17 protein-coding genes are annotated in these 21,747 nt (G+C 65.7%); 9 read left to right on the forward strand and 8 right to left on the reverse strand.

The genetic code is table 11. From position 1 onward, the window contains the following. Positions 1–357: 357 nt before the first annotated feature. The 4 genes from ACVILH_RS06475 to leuB all read right to left on the reverse strand — a co-directional run bounded on the left by ACVILH_RS06475 (position 358) and on the right by leuB (position 5,644). Complete coding sequence (locus ACVILH_RS06475) at positions 358–1,299, reverse strand: substrate-binding domain-containing protein (RefSeq protein ID WP_456712156.1); 942 nt, start codon at positions 1,297–1,299, stop codon at positions 358–360. 81 nt (positions 1,300–1,380) lie between these two features. Beyond that, a complete protein-coding gene (locus tag ACVILH_RS06480; protein WP_456712157.1) occupies positions 1,381–2,418 on the reverse strand; it encodes an ABC transporter permease in 1,038 nt (345 codons plus the stop codon). Next, complete coding sequence (locus ACVILH_RS06485; RefSeq protein WP_456712158.1) at positions 2,415–3,935, reverse strand: sugar ABC transporter ATP-binding protein; 1,521 nt, start codon at positions 3,933–3,935, stop codon at positions 2,415–2,417. The genes ACVILH_RS06480 and ACVILH_RS06485 overlap by 4 nt, the downstream gene beginning before the upstream one ends. A gap of 596 nt (positions 3,936–4,531) precedes the next feature. Then, entirely contained in the window at positions 4,532–5,644 is a 1,113-nt protein-coding gene (gene leuB / locus ACVILH_RS06490; RefSeq protein ID WP_456712159.1) for a 3-isopropylmalate dehydrogenase, read from the reverse strand. A gap of 259 nt (positions 5,645–5,903) precedes the next feature. Here leuB and ACVILH_RS06495 point away from each other — a divergent pair, with 259 nt between their 5' ends. Next, entirely contained in the window at positions 5,904–7,094 is a 1,191-nt protein-coding gene (locus tag ACVILH_RS06495; protein WP_456712160.1) for a YbfB/YjiJ family MFS transporter, read from the forward strand. A 351-nt stretch (positions 7,095–7,445) separates the two neighbouring features. Here the strand turns inward: ACVILH_RS06495 and ACVILH_RS06500 are convergent, their stop codons facing one another. The 3 genes from ACVILH_RS06500 to ACVILH_RS06510 form a co-directional block, all read right to left on the reverse strand. Continuing rightward, entirely contained in the window at positions 7,446–8,228 is a 783-nt protein-coding gene (locus tag ACVILH_RS06500) for a molybdopterin-dependent oxidoreductase (RefSeq protein ID WP_456712161.1), read from the reverse strand. 15 nt (positions 8,229–8,243) lie between these two features. Continuing rightward, entirely contained in the window at positions 8,244–8,873 is a 630-nt protein-coding gene (locus ACVILH_RS06505) for a cytochrome b/b6 domain-containing protein (protein WP_456712162.1), read from the reverse strand. A gap of 199 nt (positions 8,874–9,072) precedes the next feature. Beyond that, complete coding sequence (locus ACVILH_RS06510; protein ID WP_456712163.1) at positions 9,073–9,627, reverse strand: fasciclin domain-containing protein; 555 nt, start codon at positions 9,625–9,627, stop codon at positions 9,073–9,075. 481 nt (positions 9,628–10,108) lie between these two features. Here ACVILH_RS06510 and ACVILH_RS06515 point away from each other — a divergent pair, with 481 nt between their 5' ends. Next, positions 10,109–10,477: a hypothetical protein gene (locus ACVILH_RS06515; RefSeq protein WP_456712164.1), complete on the forward strand. Its 369-nt coding sequence runs from the start codon at positions 10,109–10,111 to the stop codon at positions 10,475–10,477. A 6-nt stretch (positions 10,478–10,483) separates the two neighbouring features. Here the strand turns inward: ACVILH_RS06515 and ACVILH_RS06520 are convergent, their stop codons facing one another. Continuing rightward, positions 10,484–11,671 carry a DNA topoisomerase IB gene (locus ACVILH_RS06520; RefSeq protein ID WP_456712165.1) on the reverse strand — a complete coding sequence of 396 codons (1,188 nt, stop codon included), beginning with the start codon at positions 11,669–11,671 and terminating at the stop codon, positions 10,484–10,486. A 381-nt stretch (positions 11,672–12,052) separates the two neighbouring features. Here ACVILH_RS06520 and acs point away from each other — a divergent pair, with 381 nt between their 5' ends. From acs to cysN, 7 genes are all read left to right on the forward strand, one after another. Continuing rightward, the gene (gene acs, locus ACVILH_RS06525) at positions 12,053–14,005 is read left to right on the forward strand and encodes an acetate--CoA ligase (RefSeq protein WP_456712166.1); all 1,953 of its coding nucleotides are present in this window, start codon (positions 12,053–12,055) and stop codon (positions 14,003–14,005) included. A 105-nt stretch (positions 14,006–14,110) separates the two neighbouring features. Further along, complete coding sequence (locus ACVILH_RS06530; RefSeq protein ID WP_456712167.1) at positions 14,111–14,830, forward strand: hypothetical protein; 720 nt, start codon at positions 14,111–14,113, stop codon at positions 14,828–14,830. Positions 14,831–15,019: 189 nt separating this feature from the next. Further along, the gene (locus tag ACVILH_RS06535; RefSeq protein WP_456712168.1) at positions 15,020–15,553 is read left to right on the forward strand and encodes a L,D-transpeptidase; all 534 of its coding nucleotides are present in this window, start codon (positions 15,020–15,022) and stop codon (positions 15,551–15,553) included. A gap of 164 nt (positions 15,554–15,717) precedes the next feature. Then, complete coding sequence (locus ACVILH_RS06540; RefSeq protein WP_456712169.1) at positions 15,718–17,748, forward strand: methyl-accepting chemotaxis protein; 2,031 nt, start codon at positions 15,718–15,720, stop codon at positions 17,746–17,748. 99 nt (positions 17,749–17,847) lie between these two features. Further along, positions 17,848–18,867, forward strand: a complete 1,020-nt coding sequence (locus ACVILH_RS06545; RefSeq protein ID WP_456712170.1) for a sulfotransferase family protein — start codon at positions 17,848–17,850, stop codon at positions 18,865–18,867. Beyond that, positions 18,864–19,835: a sulfate adenylyltransferase subunit CysD gene (gene cysD / locus ACVILH_RS06550; RefSeq protein WP_456712171.1), complete on the forward strand. Its 972-nt coding sequence runs from the start codon at positions 18,864–18,866 to the stop codon at positions 19,833–19,835. Before ACVILH_RS06545 ends, cysD begins: the two co-directional genes overlap by 4 nt. Continuing rightward, on the forward strand, positions 19,835–21,730 hold the full coding sequence (gene cysN, locus ACVILH_RS06555; RefSeq protein WP_456712172.1) for a sulfate adenylyltransferase subunit CysN: 1,896 nt from the start codon (positions 19,835–19,837) through the stop codon (positions 21,728–21,730). Before cysD ends, cysN begins: the two co-directional genes overlap by 1 nt. The last annotated feature ends 17 nt before the right edge of the window (positions 21,731–21,747 follow it).

Genomic DNA, 21,747 nt, shown 5'->3' on the forward strand with positions numbered 1-21,747 from the left:
GAGGAGCTGATTTGCCCGACGAGCAGTCGTCGTCCTTTTGAAGCACGGGCGCTCGCGAACTTGAAGCTCATCACGGAAGTATTTTTCACTTGGAGACGAGCGCGCTGCCTGTGAATGCGCCCTCTCCCCTTGCGGGAGAGGGCATGTAGGACAGCGCAGCAAGCTCGGTTGGGTGAGGGGTATCTCACCACGAGTGAGGCGTGCGGAGAGAGACCCCTCACCCGACCGCATCCTTGGAGAGGCCGCGCATGCCCTCTCCCGCAAGGGGAGAGGGCGCTGTATCGCACAGCGCGCTGACAAGCTCGATCACGTGGGTGGACGAAGACGCGCTCACTCTTTGCCGACCTCGCCTCATTCTCAATCATACAGCACCGCCGCGATCTTCGAGTCGCCGATGTTGGATTTGTCGTACCAGTAGAAGCCGGTGTCGGTGACCTTGGGCAAGGTCTCGCCCTTCAGCGCCTTGACCGCCGAGTCCACGGTGCAACTGCCGATGCCGATCGGGTTCTGGGTGATGGCGCCGGCCATTTCGCCGGAGAGGATCGCGGCCTTCTGCTGCTTGCCGGAATCGTAGCCGATCACGACGATCTTCTTCTTCATCTCCTTGACGCCGTTGAGCACGCCGATCGCCGAGCCTTCATTGGCGCCGAAGATGCCCTTGACGTTCGGATTGGCCTGCAGGATCGACTTGGTGATCTCGGTCGACTTGAGCTGATCGCCGCCGCCATATTGCACGCTGACGATCTTGATGTTCGGATGCTTGTCCTTCATCTGCTTCAGGAAGCCGTCGCGGCGGTCGATGCCGGTGCGGCTGGTCTGGTCGTGCACGACGACGGCGACCTCGCCGGCATCGCCGATCAAGCCCGCCATCTTGTCGGCGGCGAGGCCGGCGGCCGCGAGATTGTCGGTGGTGCAGGTGGTCAGCGGGATGTCGCTGTCGACGCCGGAGTCGAAGGCGATCACCGGGATCTTGGCGGCCTGTGCCTTCTTCAGCAGCGGAATCGCCGCCTTGGAGTCCAGCGCGGCAAAACCGATCGCCTGCGGCTTCTTGGCGAGCGCGGCCGAGAGCATGTCGATCTGCTTGTCGACCATGGCCTCGGTCTCCGGCCCCTCGAAGGTGATCTTGACGTTGGCGGCCTTGGCGGCCTGCTCGGCACCGAGCTTCACCGCCTGCCAGAACTGATGCTGGAAGCCCTTGGAGACGAGGGGAATGTAGGTGTCCTCGGCACGGGCGGCCGTTGACGCGCCGGCGATGACGAGCGCGCCGAGCGCAACGCTCAGAAGATGCTTTTGCAACATGGGTGTTTCCTCTGGTTTGTTAGTTGATCGTGTCGTCGTGGAGATCGTCTCGGCAGGCCGGCGGTCGCGTTCTCCTCGCGGTCAGGCGCGCTTTCTGCGCAGCATGTCGGCATAGACGGCGAGAATGATGATGATGCCGGTGACGACGAACTGCCATTCCTGCGCCACCGACAGGATGCGCAGACCGTTGGTCAGCACGCTCATGATGAAGGCGCCGATGATGGTGCCCAGGATGGTTCCGGTGCCGCCGCTCAGCGACGTGCCGCCGATCACGACCGCGGCGATGGCATCGAGCTCATAGCCCTGGCCGAGCGCGGGCTGCGCGGAGTTGATGCGCGAGGCGATCAGGAGGCCGGCCACGCCGCAGATCGCGCCGCCGAGCGCATAGATGATGATCTTCCAGCGGTCGACATTGACGCCGGAGAGCCGCACCGCCTCCTCGTTGCTGCCGATCGCGAAAGTGTAGCGGCCGAGCGCGGTACGGTTGAGAACGATGGAGGCGAGCACCGCCATCACGATCAGGATCAGCGCGGCGTTGGGAATCGGCAGGTCGGGCACCACGGCGCCGAGCAGCGAGTCCTGCGAGATCATCGAGAAGCTCTCGGTGTTGGTGAAGTAGATCGGCTTGCTGCCGGAGACGACCAGCGCCAGGCCCTTGAGCACCAGCATCATGCCGAGCGTAGCGATGAACGGCGGCACCTTCATCTTGGTGATGACCGTGCCCGACAGCGCGCCGCTGAGGGCACCGGTGGCAATCGCCGCGACGATGCCGGTCCACATCGGCAGCTCCCAATAGGTCAGGAACACGCCCGCCATGACCGCGCAGAACGTCATCAGCGTGCCGACCGAGAGATCGATGCCCGCGGTGATGATGACGAAGGTCGAGGCGATCGCCAACACGCCGTTGACCGCCGTCGCCTGCAGGATGTTGATCATGTTGTCGGTCTGCATGAAGGCCGGCGACGCGAAGCTGAAATAGATCATCAGCAACACCAGGCTCGCAAAGGCCAGGAGCTTCTGCAGCGCCGCGGGTCCGAGCAGCCGGCGACGCAATGCGGCGACAGCGCCGCTGGTTGCCATGCTCTCCTTGTGGTCCTTGACCAGTGCCGGGTCGCTCATGCCGCCGTGCCTGCCTTCATGGTGTCGCGCTGGGTGGCGAGCTGCATGATCCGCTCCTGCGTGGCTTCGTCCGGCAAGAGCTCGCCGGTGATGCGGCCCTCGCACATCACGATGATGCGGTCGCTCATCCTGATCACCTCCGGCAGCTCCGAGGAGATCATCACGATCGCCTTGCCCTGGTCGGCGAGCGAGCGCAGCAGCCGGTAGATCTCGTTCTTGGCGCCGATGTCGATGCCGCGCGTGGGCTCGTCGAAGAACAGGATGTCGCAATCGCGATCGAGCCATTTGGCGATCACGATCTTCTGCTGATTGCCGCCGGACAGCAGCCGCACCTCTTGCGTCGCCGAGGGCGTGCGGATGTTCAGCATCCTGATGAAACGGCCGGCGGTGTCGCGGATCGCGCGCTTGCGCAGCATGAGCTTCATCGCGAGATAGTTCGGAAGATTCGACATCACGACGTTGGACTCGACGTCCATGCCGGTGGCAAGCCCGAAGCGCTTGCGGTCCTCGGACAGATAGCCGATGCCGTTGTTGACCGCATGCGCCGGCGTTCGGATCGTCACCCGGCGGTCGTTGACGCGGATCTCGCCGGTGGGCACCGCATCGGCGCCGAAAATCGCGCGCGCGACCTCGGTGCCGCCGGCGCCCATCAGGCCGGCGAAGCCGAGGATCTCGCCCTTGCGTAAGGTGAAGCTGACGTCGCGCACCAGAGGACCGCAATTGAGATGGCGCACCTCGAGCGCGACCTCGCCGGGCGGTGCTGCGCCGACGATGCGCGCGTCGCTCAAGCTGCGGCCGACCATCATGCCGATGATCGTGTCGATCGGCGTCGTAGCGGTCGGGACGGTGGCGACATATTCGCCGTCGCGCAGCACGGTGACACGATCGGAGATCTGCTTCAGCTCGTCCATCTTGTGCGAGATGTAGACGATGCCGACGCCGCGCGCCTTCAGCGCGCGGATCATCTTGAACAGCTCGGCGATCTCGCGGTTGTTCAGCGCCGCCGTCGGCTCGTCCATGATCAGGACGCGGGACTTGAACGACAGCGCCTTGGCGATCTCGACCATCTGCTGCTTGGCGACCGTCAGCCCGCCGACTGTCGTGCGCGGGTCGATCGCCAGATTGAGCTGGGCGAGCAGCTCCGTCGCCTGCCGGTTCAGTTTGTCCTCGTCGAGCAGGAGCCCGAACGCCTTCATCGGCTCACGCCCGATGAAGATGTTCTGCGCCACCGTGAGGTGGTTCATCAGCTGCAGCTCCTGATGAATGATGCCGATGCCGGCGGCCTGCGCCTCGCGCGGGCCTGGGAAATCGACGCTCGCGCCGTCGTAGAGGATCTCGCCGCTATCCTTGCGGTAGACACCGGCGAGGATCTTCATCAGGGTCGACTTGCCGGCGCCGTTCTCGCCCATCACGGCATGCACCTGGCCGGCGAGCAGCTCGAACCTGACATTGTGCAGCGCCCGAACGCCGGGGAAGCTCTTGCACAGGCCGTGAACGGAGATGAGCGGCGCGCTCATGGGTCAGCGCGTGTGGCGAAAGGAGTCACGGACGATGGCCGCGTCATTGCAGCGAGGCTGCTGACGCCCAAGCGCATGGCGAGCGACATATCGCATCGCAGCCGCGATCACTTTCATCCTCCCAACCTTCGCAGTCGTCGCTGCCGACATCCGCGAGTCCGCGTCCCTTCATTGGCGCGGCGTTGAGGTCAGGCTAGTCATCCCCGGATGAAAGTCCATAGGTAAAATTGACAGGCGCAGGCGAATGCGGCGAGCGATGTGAGCACCGGCGACGATGGCGGATGCGACGACGGGATTCTTGACGCTTGACCGAACGCGCAATTGCGAGTCGGAGTCGAGCTAGTCCGACAACGACGGTGAGCCCCCCTCCCCCTTGCGGGGAGGGGTCGGGGGTGGGGGTCCCCGGGCGACGCTCTCTGATGAGTTCGCGTCGCGACGCGCGACGCTGAAGAATGATCGTCGGGAAAGAGTAGGACCTTACGCAGAACTGAGTTCACCGGGTGTGAGACCCCCACCCCCGACCCCTCCCCGCAAGGGGGAGGGGGGCGCAGCGTTTGCGTGGCGGAGAGCTCGGCCCCAATCGGCAGCCGCTCCAACTACGCCGTGAGCTTCTCCAGCTCCTTGATGATCGCCTCGCCCATCTGCGTGGTCGAAGCCGGCGTCGAGCCCTCGGCCTTGATGTCGGCGGTGCGCAGGCCTGAGGCCAGCACGGCGGCGATGGCGGCATCGAGCTTGTCGGCCAGCGCGCCCATGTCGAAGGAGTAGCGCAGCGCCATGCCGAACGAGGTCAGCATCGCGATCGGGTTGGCGAGGCCCTTGCCGGCGATGTCGGGGGCCGAGCCATGCACCGGCTCGTACAGCGCGCGGCGCTTGTGGGTCTTGGCGTCGACCTCGCCGAGCGAGGCCGACGGCAGCATGCCGAGCGAGCCGGTCAGCATCGCGGCGATGTCGGAGAGCATGTCGCCGAACAGATTGTCGGTGACGATGACGTCGAACATCTTCGGATATTTCACGAGGTTCATGCCGCCGGAATCGGCGAGCTGGTGCTCGAGCGTGACGTCCTTGTACTCGCGCGCGTGAACGGAGGTGACGACCTCGTTCCAGAGCACGCCCGACTTCATGACGTTGCGCTTCTCCATCGACGTCACCTTGTTCTTGCGCTTGCGCGCGAGGTCGAAGGCGACGCGGGCGATGCGCTCGATCTCATAGGTGTCGTAGACCTGGGTATCGACGGCGCGCTTCTGGCCGTTGCCGAGATCGGTGATGGTCTTGGGCTCGCCGAAATACACGCCGCCGGTGAGCTCGCGCACGATCATGATGTCGAGGCCCTCGACGATCTCGCGCTTCAGGCTGGAGGCATCGGCGAGCGCCGGATAGCACACGGCGGGACGCAGGTTGGCGAACAGGCCGAGATCCTTGCGCAGGCGCAAGAGGCCGGCCTCGGGGCGGACCTCGTAGGGCACGCCGTCCCATTTCGGACCGCCGACGGCGCCGAAGATGATGGCGTCGGCCGCCTTGGCCTTGTCCATGTCGGCTTCGGAGATCGAGGCGCCGTGCGCGTCGTAGGCGGAGCCGCCGACCAGGCCCTCTTCGGTCTCGAACGAGGCGAGCCCCTTGCTGTTGAGCCAGCCGATCAGCCGCTTCACCTCGGCCATGACTTCGGGGCCGATGCCGTCGCCGGGCAGCAAAAGGAGTTTTTGGGTCGCCATGGTCGTTGTCCTCGCGGGGCTTTCATGCCCGGAGCAAGCCCGAGCATCGGTCTGGGATTGCCGGCCTGCCGCCGATCGGGGCGAGGGCGGGCGGCAATGCGCCTGTCGAAATCGGCGGAGTGCTAAAGCGCTCCTGCGCCCTTGGCAAGCCACCATTGCCGGGCCACCTCTTCTGGTGCGGGGAGACGAGCGATAATGTGCTCGATATCAGCCGCCGTGCAGCATGATTTGCCGGCCGATCGCCGCGCCGGAGCATGTCTTGCCAATCTCCCGTTCCGACCCGACGCCGGTCCATCCGGCGTTGACCAATCTGACGCTGTCGCTCGGGCCGATCATCGGTCTCGGCATCGGCCGGTTCGCCTATGCGCTGGTGCTGCCGGACATGCGGGAGACGCTGCACTGGTCGTATTCGGCGGCCGGCTTCATGAACACGGTCAATGCCGCCGGCTACCTGATCGGCGCGCTGATCGCCTCGCAGACGGCGCGCCGATTCGGCGGGCTGGCCGCGGTGCGCGGCGGCACGCTGGCGGCACTCGCCTCGCTCGTAGTGTGCGCCATGACGGGCGACTTCGTCATGCTCAGCCTGGCGCGGCTGGTGACCGGAATCGGCGCGGGCGTGGCCCTCGTCGTCGGGGGCGCGCTGGCGGCACGGGTCGCCTTGGCGCGGCCGGCGCAGGCGAGCTTCGTGCTCAGCCTGTTCTACGCCGGGCCTCCGCTCGGCATCGTCATATCAGGCCTGATCGCGCCGTTCGTGCTGCAGGCGTTCGGGCCGGGCTCATGGTGGATCGTGTGGGCTGTGCTCGCGGGCGTCGGCGTGGTGATGATCGTGCCGCTGCTGCTGATGCGCCTGCCATCCAACGCGGCCATGCCGGAGAACCGCGCGGACCGCGTGTCGCTGCGACCGATGGCGATCTATCTGTTCGGCTACTTCCTCTACGGCGCCGGCTACATCGCCTATCTCACCTTCATGATCGCCTATGTCCGCGATCTCGGCGGCGGCGCGGCGGCGCAATCCGGCTTCTGGTGCCTGATCGGGCTGGCCGGTTTCACCACGCCCTGGGTGTGGCGCCGCGTGCTCGCGCTCGATCGCGGCGGCTGGCCGACGGCGCTCATTCTCACCGTGAATGCCGTCGGCGCCGCCCTGCCCTCCCTGGGCCATTCGCCGGTCATGCTGACCTTGTCGGCCGCGGTGTTCGGCCTTGCGTTCTCGACGGTGACCACCGCGACGACCGCCTTCGTGCGCTTCAACCTGCCGCAAGCCGCGTGGCCCCGCGCGATCGCGGCGCTGACGATCTCGTTCGGCATCGGCCAGACGCTCGGCCCGTTTGCCGTCGGCGCGATCACCGACGCAATGGGGAGCTTGACCTACGCGCTGAACGTCTCGGCCGCGCTGCTGCTGCTCGGCGCGGCGATGGCGGCCATGCAGGGCAAGCTCACGCGAAAAACGTAGGGTGGGCAAAGGCGCAAGGCACGCAGGCGGATTGTTGCGAGATGCTCGCGCCGTGCCCACCGTTCTTGCGCGGCGCTGGGTGGTGGGCACGCGACCGACCTGCGGGCGGCTGCTTTGCCCACCCTACGGACCACGCGCTCGGTGCAAAGCGAGCGGAGGCCCACGGACCGCGCCTAACAACCGGTGTCATCCCGGCGAACGCCGGGACCCATACGCCGCGGCGGACGTGATGGGCAAAATGCCAATGACCAGCCTGCCTCGAACCACTCCCTGTGGGTCTGGGTCCCGGCTCAAGGCCGGGACGACGGCGGAGAGTGTGGCGGCGATCGCGATTCAATTCGCCAGAAGCAATCAACTCCCGCTGAACGAATTATAACCCTGGTCCTCCCAATAGCCGCCCTTGTAGTCGTTGGTGACTTCCATCGCGACCACGTATTTGGGGTTCTTGAAGCCGAGCTTGGTCGGAACACGGATCTTCATCGGGTAGCCGTAGGCGCGCGGCAGGATCTGGTCGGCGAACTTGAACGTCATCTGGGTCTGCGGATGCAGCGCGGTGCGCATGTCCAGCGGCGAGTTATAGCCTTGCGCATCCGCGCAATTGAACCAGACATATTTGGCGCGGGTGTCGGCGCCGATCAGCTTGAGGAAATCGCGTAAGGGAGTGCCGGTCCAGGAGCCGATCGCGCTCCAGCCTTCGACGCAGATGTGGCGCGTGATCTGCTTGACCTGCGGCAGCGCATGCAGCTCGTCCAGCGTCCACGACTTCTTGTTGTCGACGAGGCCGCGCACCTCGAGCTTCCAGTCGGCGGCGTCGATCTCCGGCGCCTCGTCGAGCGTGTAGTACGCATTGAACGGGAACGGTTTTGTAATTGCGCTTTCCGGGAAGGTCGGCGCCAGCGCGTCGGGATTGAAGATCCAGGACTGCACGGCGTCGTTGAACTTGGAGACCTTCTTGAGCAGCTCCTCGGCGGTGTCGCCGTCGACGACGTCGCAGCCGGTCAGCAAGGTCAGCGCGCCCAAGCTGGCGCCGCCGGTCAAGAAGCGTCGGCGGGTGAGATCGGGCATCGCCTTGATCGAATCCTTGATCAGGAGCCGCTTGTCGACGCCGGGAATGAGGAACGGACGCTTGGCCATGATGATCTCTCCTCGTTAGCGACCGATGATCATCGCGCGCAGGCTCTTCGGCACCAGGAGCGCGAGCAGGATGTGGATGACCAGGAAGGCGCAGATCAACGCCATGCAGACGAAATGAACGTAGCGCGCCGCCGGATAGTCGCCGAACAGCATGACCAGCCAGTGCAGCTGCACCGGCTTCCAGATCGACAGGCCCGAGAGCACCACGACGATGCCGACCAGGATGATGCCGAGATAGAGCAGCTTCTGCACCGCGTTGTACACCGTGAGATCGGCATGCGAGAGCTTGAAGGTCAGCGCGGCCTTGATGTCAGCGAACACGGCGCCCGGCGAGATCGGCAGCAGCTTGCGGCGGAAGCGGCCGGTGGCGAGGCCGGTGACGAGGTAGGCGAGGCCGTTGAGAATCAGGAGCCACATCGCGGCGAAGTGCCACAGCAGCGCGCCGCCGAGCCAGCCGCCCAAGGTGATGCTGCGGTCAAAGCGGAAATCGAACAGCGGCGAGGCGTTGTAGATCTGCCAGCCGGACATGATCATCAGGATCATCGCCACGGCGTTGATCCAATGCATGACCCGGACCCAGGCCGGCTGGATCACCTTGGCTTTCTCAGTGCTGATCGTCGTATCGGTGGCGGCGATGCTGGACATGGCGGACTCGGTGGTTCGGGGTGGTTCCAGGCAGATATACGCCAAAGCCTGGCCGCCCGTTACGGGCTCAAACCGGCAAATCGATGCTTTCGGAAGCAGGGCTCTCACAAAAAAGCGAGCCGGGGTGGGCCCGGCTCGCTCGTGGTCACATCCGCGAGGAGGAGGAGGAAACGGATGCGACCGGTGCTCCGGTGCGGTCTTACGACGCCGGCATCAGCACGGTGTCGACCACGTGGATGACGCCGTTGGACTGGTTGACGTTCGGGATCGTGACGACAGAGGTGCCGCCCTTGGCGTCGACGATCATGACGTTCTTGCCCTCGCGCTTGACGGTGAGCTGCTCGCCCTCGACGGTCTTCAGCGTCTGGCCATCCTTCAGGTCGGCGGCCTCGAGCTTGCCGGGCACGACGTGATAGGTGAGGATCTTGGTCAGGGTCGCCTTGTTCTCCGGCTTGACCAGCGTGTCGACGGTGCCGGCCGGCAGCTTGCCGAAGGCGGCGTTGGTCGGCGCGAACACCGTGAACGGACCCTTGCCTTCCAGCGTCTGCACGAGGCCGGCGGCCTTCACCGCGGCGACCAGCGTGGTGTGATCCTTCGAGTTGACGGCGTTCTGCACGATGTTCTTCGACGGATACATCGCCGCGCCTCCGACCATCACGGTCTTCTCCTCGGCGCGCGCGGGCGCGACGGCGATCGAGGTCAGCGACAGCGCGCTGAAGGCGGCGGCAGCAAGGAAGGCAATGCGCTTGGACATGGGTAGCTCCTGAAGAGGACTGCGGCAGGGCCGCGTGATGAGTTCGACTGCGACACCGATGCTGATGTGAGCGATGTGCTCTTGCGTCGTGTCGGGCCGAGCTACGCGCGCTTCGGGAGGCGAGTTTCGCGGCATAATTTAACGTGATCCGTGAAACCAATGGCGGTTGAGATCGTCTCGCGGACTCATTGGTCGAGATGTCGCGCGCCGCAATGTCGCAGAGCTTAAGGAGCTACCAGCGCGAGGTCGGCCAATGGCCGATGGACTGCTCGTCGCGCTCGGTCATTAACTACGATGCCATGCGAGCCCGGCCGAACCTGCCGAAGACATTGCGAGTAAGACTTTCTTAAGGTTGATTGGTCGCCACGGCGCCGGCTGCGGGAAGGGGATGTCCTGCACTGTCCGGCGCGATCGGCGGGGGTTTCCAACAGTGAACAGAACGATCTGGATTGCGGGGTTCTGCCTCGTGATAATCTGCTGCTTGCTCGCAACCAAGATGGTGCTCGCCGCGGTGACGCCCGGCGACCTCAGCGGCGAGACGACGTCGTCGCTGACCCGCGAGCCGATCCCCGGCGTCGATACCTTGAACGAAAGCGATGTCAGCTTCGCGGTGCAGCCGGTCGATCGCAACGAGAACGTGAGCCTGCCGCTGGTCTCCAAGGCCGTGCGCGCGCAGGGACGTAACGCGTCGGTTGCCCGCAGGGCCAAAGCGGCGGACAAGAGGACCGTGCAGCGGCCGGGCAAGCGCGAGGCTCTGCCTGCAAAGAGCGCGGCGGTGCCCTGCAAGCAGCTCGATCCGATCGCGCGCTTCCTCGCCTCGGCCAAGATCGGCCCGCGTTGTCAGGCTTGATGTGTCTCAGGCGGAGACGGCCGTCACCACCTGCGCCAGGAGCTGCTCGCGCTTGGTCTGCGAGCGCTGGCCCTTCATGGTGGCGGCGAAGCGTTCGAGGATGCCGTCCTCGAACGCGGTGACGATGGTGTCGTGCACATAGCTCTTGCGGCAGATCGCCGGCGTGTTGGTGAGCTCGTCCGCAGCGGCGCGGATCGCTTCCAGGATCTGCTTCTTGCGCCCGCGCGCGCTCGCCGCCGGCGTGATCCGCGACAGCGTCTCCAGCGCGACGGCGGAGGCCATCAGCGTGCGGAAATCCTTGGCCGAGATCTTGATCCCGGCGATCTCGCGCAGGAACGCGTTCACCTGCGTGGTCGAGACGGCGCGCACCACGCCCTGCGCGTCGCGATATTGGAACATGCGCCGTCCCGGAAGGCCGCGCAGGATGCCGACGGCGCGCACCAGCTTGGCGGCGTCGCATTCCTTGCGCACCGCCTTGCCGCCCTTGGCCTTGAAGGTCAGCACCAGGCTGTCGTCCTCCAGCAGAACGTTCGACTTCAACAGCGTCGCGGCGCCGCGGGTGCCGTTGAGGCGCGCATAGGACTCGCTGCCAGGGCGTATCGCAGTGCGCGCGATCAGCTCGATCACGGCAGCCAGCGCAAACTCGCGCGTCGGCTCCTCGCCAGCCAGATGCTTCGACACCGCACGGCGGATGCGCGGCAGCGCGCCGACCAGCTTCGCCAGGCGATGCGCCTTGCGATGCTCGCGCACCTTCTCCCAATCGGTGTGATAGCGGTATTGCAGCCGCCCGGCGGCATCGATGCCGACGGCCTGGAGATGCAGGTTGGGATCGGGCGCGTAGCGCACCTCGCGATAGGCCGGCGGCACCGCCATCGCATGCAGCCGGCGGATGGTGCCGGCATGGCGGATCTGGGTGCCGTTGGCGCGGATGAAGGTGTAGCTCTTGCCGCGCTTGATGCGGCGGATCGTCAGCTCGCTCTGGTCGCCGAGCTTCAGCCCGATGCGCTTGGCCAGTTCCTCGACCGTGGTCTTGGCATTGGCCTGCGCATTGGCGGTCTTGGCGTGGGCGAGATCCTTCAGGGTCAGCTTGCGGCGCGCCGGCTTCGGCGGCCACTGGCCCAGCGCCTTTGCGAGCGCGACCTCGGCATCGGCCGCGCCGACCCGGGAGCCCTCGAAATTCTGCTGGTCCATCATTGCTTTAGACGCCCTGCCGTCGTGTTCATCCGCTCAATGCCCCGGGCCGCATTTTGGTTCCGGCCCGGTTATCCACAGCTTCCACGCGATTTAGGGCGTCAGAGCGCGGATGGCGAGTCCCTAAATTCAGGCAAAACGGTCATTCATTACCGCAAACGAGCCTCTGTCGGGGTAACCTTGACGATATCGACCGGATCGCCGGAGTCGGAGACGTCGGCAAACGCAACCTCCGCGCACAAATCTTTGATCCTGCGCAGACCGCCTCCCCGCCGAAGGTTCTACTTGTCTTGCCTTGTCGCCGCCGGTTACGCGGACGCATAGTGGAAACAACGACGGCCTGTGACGGGGTTCATCCGCAGGCCGCATGGTGGAGGGTGTGAAATGTCCGAGAAGATCTACGACGTTCCGGCCGAGTGGGCGAAACGTGCCTTCGTCGACGACGCCAAGTACCAGGAGATGTACGCGCGCTCGATCAAGGACCCGAACGGCTTCTGGGCCGAGCAGGCCAAGCGGATCGACTGGATCCATGCCCCCACGAAAATCGAGAACGTCTCCTACGCCCCCGGCAACATCTCCATCAAATGGTTCGAGGACGGCGTCCTCAATGCGGCCTACAACTGCATCGACCGCCACCTCGCCACCCGCGGCGACCAGACCGCGATCATCTGGGAAGGCGACGATCCCGCGGACTCCAAGCACATCACCTATCGTCAGCTGCATGACGAAGTGTGCAAGATGGCCAACATCCTGCGCAACCGCAACGTCAAGAAGGGCGACCGCGTCACCATCTACCTGCCGATGATCCCGGAGGCGGCCTATGCGATGCTGGCCTGCGCCCGCATTGGCGCCATCCACTCGGTGGTGTTCGCCGGCTTCTCGCCGGATTCGCTCGCCCAGCGCATCAAGGATTGCGACTCCAAGGTCGTCATCACCGCCGATGAGGGCCTGCGCGGCGGCCGCAAGGTGCCGCTGAAGGCCAATGTCGACGCGGCGCTGAACAAGGTCGACAATGTCGACTGGGTCGTCGTGGTCAAGCGCACCGGCGGCAAGATCGAGATGAACCCGACGCGCGACCTCTGGTACCACGAGGCCGCGGAGATGGTGACGACCGAGTGCCCGGTCGAGCACATGAACGCCGAGGATCCGCTGTTCATCCTCTACACCTCGGGCTCGACCGGCCAGCCCAAGGGCGTGCTGCACACCACCGGCGGCTATCTCGTCTACGCCGCGATGACGCACCAATATGTGTTCGACTACCACGAGGGTGACGTCTACTGGTGCACCGCCGATGTCGGCTGGGTCACCGGCCACAGCTACATCCTGTATGGGCCGCTGGCGAACGGCGCCGTCACCTTGATGTTCGAAGGCGTGCCGAACTACCCGGACAATTCGCGGTTCTGGAACGTCATTGACAAGCACAAGGTCAACATCTTCTACACCGCGCCGACCGCGATCCGCGCGCTGATGCAGGGCGGCGATGGCCCGGTGACGAAGACCTCGCGCGCGTCGCTCCGCCTGCTCGGCTCGGTCGGCGAGCCGATCAATCCGGAGGCGTGGGAGTGGTATCACCGCGTCGTCGGCGACGGCCGCTGCCCGATCGTCGACACCTGGTGGCAGACCGAGACCGGCGGCATCCTGATCACGCCGCTGCCGGGCGCGACCAAGCTGAAGCCGGGCTCGGCGACGCGGCCGTTCTTCGGCGTGGTGCCGGAGATCGTCGACGCCGACGGCCACCCGCTGGAGGGTGCCACCGAAGGCAATCTCTGCCTCACCCGGTCCTGGCCCGGCCAGATGCGCACGGTCTATGGCGACCACGCCCGGTTCGAGATGACCTACTTCTCGACCTACAAGGGCAAGTACTTCACCGGCGACGGCTGCCGCCGCGACGCCGACGGCTATTATTGGATCACCGGCCGCGTCGACGACGTCATCAACGTCTCCGGCCACCGCATGGGCACCGCCGAGGTGGAAAGCGCGCTGGTCGCCCATGCCAAAGTCTCGGAGGCCGCCGTGGTCGGCTATCCCCACGACATCAAGGGCCAGGGCATCTACGCCTATGTCACCCTGATGGCCGGGGAGACGCCGAGCGAGGAGCTGCGCAAGGAGCTCGTCGCCTGGGTGCGCAAGGAGATCGGCCCGATCGCCTCGCCCGACCAGATCCAGTTCGCGCCGGGCCTGCCCAAGACCCGCTCCGGCAAGATCATGCGCCGCATCCTGCGCAAGATCGCCGAGGACGAGCCGGGCGCGCTGGGCGATACCTCGACGCTGGCCGATCCCGCTGTCGTCGACGACCTCGTGCAGCACCGCCAGAACCGCAAGGAGAAGCAGGCCTAGCTTATGCCTGCGTCACCCCTTCGGAAACGATTGGAGAACGCGGCCCGGATGGGCTGCGTTCTCTTGGTTTTGGCGGCTGGACTTCGCCCCTCGGCGGCGCAACTGATGCCGCAATCGCCGGAGCTGAAGGCCTCGACCGCGTTCTTCTACAAGGATCCGCGCCTCGAAGGCCTCGTCAATGTCTTCGCGACGTTGAAGTCCGAAGGTCGCGATTGGACCCACTACCCTCCGGTCGCCGGCCTGCTGGCGCGGTCGTTCGCGCTGCATCCGGACTGGATCGAGCGGCTGGTGCCGCCGGCAGACGACAGCAAGGCGGCCTCGGCGTTCCTCGCCGCGCTCAGGCTCTCGGGCCATGCTGCTGAAGCCGGCAAGTATCGCGACCGGTTTGGCGCCAATGGCCTGGACTCCACATTGGAAGATCAGTTCAGCCGCGCGCCTGCCCGGCTCGAGGACATCACCATCAGGACGCCGACCGACCTCGACCTGCTGTGGGGCGCCTCCTTCGTCGAGGGAGATGGACGCTACGTCCGTATGATCCTCGACTTCTTTGCGTCGATCACCGATCAGTCCGAGCTGATTGCGCTCGACACCGCGCGAATCACCGTGGCGATGGTCGGCGGCCCGAAGGACATCTACGACCAGCTCAAGCAGCGCTATGACCCGGCCCAGCGCGGCCGGATGGTCGTGGCCGCCGCCGCGTTGTGGGCCACCGGCGCGAATGCGCGCCAGCACGACTACGTCCGCGAAGCGACGGCAGACTATATCCGGGACCACAAGGGCACGTCGGCTGTGCGGGCGCTCTCGGCGATCACTGGCCTCAAATGAGGCTGAGGTCCGCGGGACTGGGCACACGAGCTCGAGCCTGAGAGGGCGGCCAGCAGTCGCCGATAAAAGGTTTGCCATCGACTGTTGTTTTTCGGTCATTTACTTGCGGACGAAGTTTTCATCTCCTCAAGCCATCCGAGCGCTCCCGGCTGGGGGAGCGCGACTGCGGACCGGGCTGAGGGGATGACGATGCGGATGGGAGCGGTTGGGCTGGCCGCGAAGGCCGCGATGGTGGCTGCGTCGGTGCTCGGCGCGCTGGTGATGGCGAGCAGGACGGCGTCCGCGCGCCCCGAGCTGGTCGACATCGCCGGCGATTATTCGCCCGGCACGATCGTCGTGAAGACCGGAGAGCGGAAGCTCTATCTCGTGCTCGATGGCACCCACGCCATGCGCTACACGGTCGGCGTCGGCAAGGCCGGGCGGCAATGGGCCGGCACCACCAAGATCGACGGCAAGTACAAATATCCGGCCTGGGCGCCGCCGGCCGACGTCAAGCGCGACAAGCCGAACATTCCCGACGTCATTCCCGGCGGCTCGCCGCAGAACCCGATGGGCGTCGCAGCGATGACATTGGCGGGCGGCGAATACGCGATCCACGGCACCAATGTGCCGGGCTCGGTCGGCGGCTTCGTCTCCTATGGCTGCATCCGCATGCTCAATACGGATATCACCGACCTCTATGAGCGGGTGTCGATCGGCACCACGGTGGTGGTGACGCGCTGACGAACGCCCGGCGTACGCAGGGAAAATCACCCGTAGAATAGGGTTCCCTCTCCACGGTTCCAGCGTGGAACTTTTTACCTGTAGTTGTACGGATTGAGGTATTTATATCTTCGTTAATCTTGGTTGAGCCTACTACCCCCATACAACTCTGGGGTGGGTGGGGAATGTTTGGGTTCAATTTCAAGATCGGAACAAAGCTCGGCATTACAGCCGGAATCGGCGTGGTTCTGGTGGCGGGCATGCTGGCGAACCAGATCGTCGGCAACCAGTCGATCGCCGAGCTGACGCGTCTGGCCGTCATCAACATGGCCAACAAGTCCAATGCGCAGGGCGCCGACGCGGCGCTGCTGCGCGCGCAGCTCAATCAGCAGGAGATCGCCCGCGCGACGACGCCGGACCGGCTACAGGCCAGCCTGCGGGCATTGCAGGCGAATCTCGCTGCAGCGGGTGCCGAGGTCGACGCCGCAAGACAACGCGCGACCCGCGCCGTCGCTCAGCAATTATATGCCGAGATACGTCAGCTGATCGACAAGGCTGCCGCCGCCGGCGCGGACTTCACCGCGGCGCGCGCCGACGTGCTCACCAAGGCCGCGGCGCGCGGCCAGGCGTCGGATGCTTGGCAGCGCGGTTTTCCGAAGTTCTTGTCTCTACCGGGTCTCGCCGCTTCGCCGAATCATCTCAGCATAGAAGCGGAGCTGCGCGCCGCCGACGCCGCGCTGGCTTCTGCCCGCGCCGCCAGTTGGCGGTTTGCTTCGACCGGCGAAGCCGCGCAGCGCGACATCGTGATCGCCGACTCGAACAAGCTGGTGGCCGACCTGCAGAAGGCCCGCTCGCTTGCAGGCGAAAAGGAGCTGCAGGCCGGCATCGACGAACTCCTGACGGTCGCGACCTCTTTCAAGACGGCGGCCGTCGACTGCTTCAAGGCCGACGAGGCCAGCAGGCGTCTCTTCGAAGAGAAGGTCGCCACCACGGATGAAGAGATCCGCAAGCGTCTCGGCGAGGGCGCCAAGATCGCCACCGACATGCTGTCGCTGCGGCAGAGCCAATTGTCCGGCGAGATGGAGCGCGTCGGCAATGTGGCCATCCTGGTCGGCGCGCTGGTGGTGCTGATCCTGATCGGCTCAGCCGTGTTCTCCTCGCTGACCATCGCCCGCCCGATCCGGCGCGTCGGCGACGTGCTGCTCGAGCTCGCGGGCGGCAACAAGGCGGTCGAGATTCCCTACACGCAGCGCGGCGACGAGGTCGGCGACAATGCCCGCGCGGCCCGCACCTTCAAGGAGAATCTGATCCGCATCGAGCAGATGGAGCAGGACCAGAAGAACCGGGACAAGATCGCGGCGCAGCAGCGCAAGGCTGAGATGATGAAGCTCGCGGACGCCTTCCAGGCGGCCGTCGGCGGCATCGTCACCACCGTGTCCTCGGCGGCGCATCAGCTCGAGGGCGCGGCCGGCACGCTGTCGGGCACGGCCAACCAGACGCAGGCGTTGTCCAGCATGGTGGCCGCCGCCTCGGAGGAAGCCTCGACCAATGTCGGCGCGGTCGCCTCCGCGACGGAGGAGATGAGTGCCTCGGTCACCGAGATCAGCCGCCAGGTGCACGATTCCAGCCGCATCGCCAATGAGGCGGTCAAGCAGGCCGAGCGCACCGACGGCCGCATCAACGAGCTGCAATCCGCCGCCGGCCGCATCGGCGATGTCGTCAAGCTGATCACCGCGATTGCCGAGCAGACCAACCTGCTGGCGCTGAATGCGACCATCGAGGCCGCGCGTGCCGGCGAATCCGGGCGCGGATTCGCCGTGGTCGCAAGCGAGGTCAAGGCGCTCGCGGCGCAGACGGCGAAGGCGACCGAGGACATCGGCACGCAGATCGCAGGAATGCAGGCGGCGACACAGGAATCCGTCGCGGCGATCAAGGAAATCGGCGCAACCATCACGCAGATCTCCGACATCGCGGCCACGATCGCCGCCACGGTCGAGCAACAAGGCGCAGCGACGCGCGAGATCGCCCGTAACGTCGGCGAAGCCGCCAAGGGCACGGCCGAGGTGGCGGAGCGGATCACGGAGGTGAACCGCGGCGCCAGCGCCACCGGAACGGCCTCCGGCCAGGTGCTCGACTCCGCGCGCTCGCTGACGCTCCAGAGCAGCAACCTCAAAGTCGAGGTCGAGCGGTTCCTCGACACGGTCCGCGCGGCCTGATCGACCGGCGCGGTCGCGCTCCGCGGCCGCGCCCCCGCACTCATTGCATCCCGAAGCACATTCTCAAACCAATTTCGAAACTCAGACAGGGGCAGGCACATGCTTCTCGACGTGACGTCGGCTGATTCCATTGCAGAGATGGCCACTCTGATCCGCACCGAGCACCCATCCCTCGACACCATGCCGCTGGCGCCGGTCGGCGCATTCCAGAGCAGGACCGTCACCTTGGAAACGCTGATGCGCGAGGTGACGGAGTGTCTCGCCACGACGTTCCGAGAGCGTCCGGCGCAGGACTTCCCGATGCTCTATTTCGCCTGCGGCAAGGCCCGCGTCGGCTCGACGGCGCTGAGCAATCTGTTCGGCATGACCGGGATGCCGTCCTATTATCAGCCGCTGAAGGCCATGCTGCGCGATGCGATGGTCGGCCGGCCGCTGACGCCCTGGATCATTCCGTCTTCGGCGGACGAGCCGAACCTGTTCAGCAAGGAGACGATCGGCCCCTACGTGATCGCGGAAAGCCTGTTCAATCCGTTGAAGCTCTTGATCGATGCGGGATATCCGAGCCAGCGGCTGCACCTGATCGCGCTCGATCGCGAGCCCGCGAGTGCGCTCGCATCCTGGCTAGACAAGCTGATCTCGCGCGCATCGGACAGCACGCTGCTGGCGCATTACGTGATCGCCGCGCTGAGCGCGGCACGCGTGACGGACTACGCGAGGCAGCACGGCGTGCCCGTGACTCATTATGTGTACGAGGTCAGCAAGGAGCCGATCGCATCGGTGCGCGTGCTGTTCGACCGTCTCGGGCTGTCGGGAAACTTCGCGGAGAACGCCGTCACGAGCTGGCAGCAGCCGGGACAGGGGCATGCGACCAACGCGCGCGTCATCTTTCCGAGCGAGGCCCCGATCTACAAGGTGCCCAATCTGCACACCTCCGACAGCGCCTATCGCTACCAGCCTCGCGCGACGGGCGCCGTGACTCAGCCCCAGCTCGAGCTGCTGGAGCGCTGCGGCGTCAATGATGTCTATCGCGCCTCCATCGCGGCCTGCATCCGCGATCTCGGCCTGAATGCAGCGACATCGGCGCGTCTGTTCGGCGAGCGTGCAGGAGTGGCGGCATGAATGGGACCATTCATCACGCGCCCAGCATCACACCCGCACTCCAGCCGGCCGAGACAGCGCCGCAGCCATCGGTGCTCAGCCATCTGCGCCGGCTCGAGGCCGAGAGCATCGCGATCCTGCGCGAGGTCGCGGCGGAATTTCGCAAGCCGGTGATGCTGTATTCGATCGGCAAGGATTCGTCCGTGCTGCTGCACCTCGCGATGAAGGCGTTTCATCCGGGCAAGCCGCCATTCCCGCTGCTGCACATCGATACGACCTGGAAGTTTCGCGACATGATCGCGTTCCGCGACCGGCGCGTGCGCGAGCTCGGCATGGAGCTTCTCGTGCATGTCAATCCGGAAGGACTGGCCCAGCACATCGATCCGTTCGTGCACGGCTCCGCGCTCTATACCGACGTCATGAAGACCCAGGCGCTGCGGCAGGCGCTGGACATGCACGGCTTCGACGCGGCGATCGGCGGCGCGCGGCGCGACGAGGAGAAGTCGCGCGCCAAGGAGCGCGTGTTCTCCCATCGCAGCATCACCCATCGCTGGGACCCGAAGAACCAGCGCCCGGAGCTGTGGACGCTCTACAACACCCTGCTCGCGCCCGGCGAAAGCATGCGCGTCTTCCCGCTGTCGAACTGGACCGAGCTCGACGTCTGGGACTACATCCGGCTCGAGAGCATCCCGATCGTGCCGCTGTATTTCGCAGACTTGCGGCCGGTGGTCGAGCGCGACGGCGCGCTGATCATGGTCGATGATCATCGCATGAAGCTGCGGCCGGGCGAGACGCCGGAATGGCGATCGGTCCGCTTCCGCACGCTCGGCTGCTATCCGCTGACTGGCGCCGTGCCGTCCACCGCCGCCGATCTCGACGCGATCGTGCGCGAGATGATGACCTCCCGCACCTCCGAGCGGCAAGGCCGAATGATCGATCGCGACAGCACGGCCTCGATGGAGCGCAAGAAGGTGGAGGGCTATTTCTGATGGCCGCTCACACCGCGCGCATCGGGCGGGCGCACGACGCCGCGCGACCTCATGCCCAGGACAAGCCGACCTTGCGCTTCGTCACCTGCGGCAGCGTCGATGATGGCAAGAGCACGCTGGTCGGACGGCTGCTCTATGATTCGAAGATGCTGCTGGACGACCAACTCGACGCGCTCAGCACCGACAGCAAGGTGGCGGGCACCAGCGGGCCGGCGCTCGATTTCGCGCTGCTCGTCGACGGCCTGCAGGCCGAGCGCGAACAGGGCATCACGATCGACGTCGCCTACCGGTTCTTCGCCACTGCGCGCCGCCGCTTCGTTGTCGCCGATACGCCAGGCCACGTGCAATATACGCGCAACATGGCGACCGGCGCCTCGCAGGCGGATCTCGCGGTGGTGCTGATCGACGCCCGCAAGGGCGTGGTGAGCCAGACCCGCCGCCATAGCCACATTCTCGCTCTGCTCGGCGTGCGTCACGTGCTCGTCGCGGTCAACAAGATGGATCTGGTCGATTTCGACGCCGATCGCTTCACCGCTATCGCGATCGCCTTCCGGACCATGGCCGGACAGCTCGGCATCGCCGACGTGCAATGCATTCCGGTGGTGGCGTGCGACGGCGACAACATCATCGATAGCAGCGCACGCATGCCCTGGTACGATGGGCCGAGCGTGATGGAGCATCTCGAGCAAGTCGACGTCTCCGACGGCATCTCAGGCCAACCGTTCCGTTTTCCGGTGCAATGGGTCAACCGGCCGAATGCCGAGTTTCGCGGCTTCAGCGGCCGTATCGCCAGTGGCACGCTCCGCTGCGGCGATCCCGTGGTCGTGCACCCCTCCGGGCGGCGCAGCCGCGTCTCCGGCATCGTTACGGCCGACGGCCGGCTGCAACAGGCCGTCTCCGGTCAATCGGTGACGCTGCTGCTCGCGGACGAGATCGATGCGAGCCGCGGCGATGTGCTCACCTCAGGCGCTCCGCCTCTGGTGACCGATCACATCACCGCGCATCTGATCTGGTTCGATGACGAGACGATGCGGCAAGGCCGCCGCTATCTGCTCAAATCGGGAACGTCGTCGATCGGCGCCGCGGTCTCGGCGATGAAGCATCGCGTCGACATCGACACGATGGCGCATCAGGCCGGGTCGACGTTGGACGCCAACGAGATCGGCTGCGTCGAGATCGCGCTCGACCGGCCACTGGTCTGCGATCCCTATCGCGACAACCGCGATCTCGGCAGCTTCATCCTGATTGATCCATTCAGTCGGCACACGGTGGCGGCGGGGCTGATCGACGCGCCGCTGCGCCGGCCGGCCAATATCTCCTGGCACCCGATGACGGTCGACAAATCAGTACGCGCGCGCCTCAAGCAGCAGAAGCCCTGCGTGCTCTGGCTCACCGGACTGAGCGGCGCCGGCAAGTCGACGATCGCCAATCTCGTCGACCGGCGGCTGTGCGATCTCGGCCGCCACACCGCGCTGCTCGACGGCGACAATCTTAGGCATGGCATCAACCGCGATCTCGGCTTCACGCCGGAGGCGCGGGTCGAGAACATCCGGCGCGTGACCGAGATCGCCGCGCTGTTCGTCGAGGCCGGCCTGATCACGCTGGTGTCGCTGATCTCGCCGTTCCGCGCCGATCGTGAGATGGCGCGCAAGCGATTCGCCGACGGCGAGTTCATCGAGGTGCATGTCGCAACCGCGCTCGCCACCTGCGAGGCGCGCGATCCCAAGGGCCTCTACAAGCGCGCACGCGCCGGCGAGCTGTCGAGCTTCACCGGGATCGACCAGCCCTATCAAGCTCCGGAGAGCCCGGACATCACGATCGATGCAGCCGTCCTCTCGGCAGAGGCGGCGGCCGAGCTGATCGTCCGGCATCTGCGCGAGCATCATTATGTCTGACGTGCGGGCGAGGCCCG

Source organism: Bradyrhizobium sp. USDA 4353 (genome assembly GCF_054063215.1).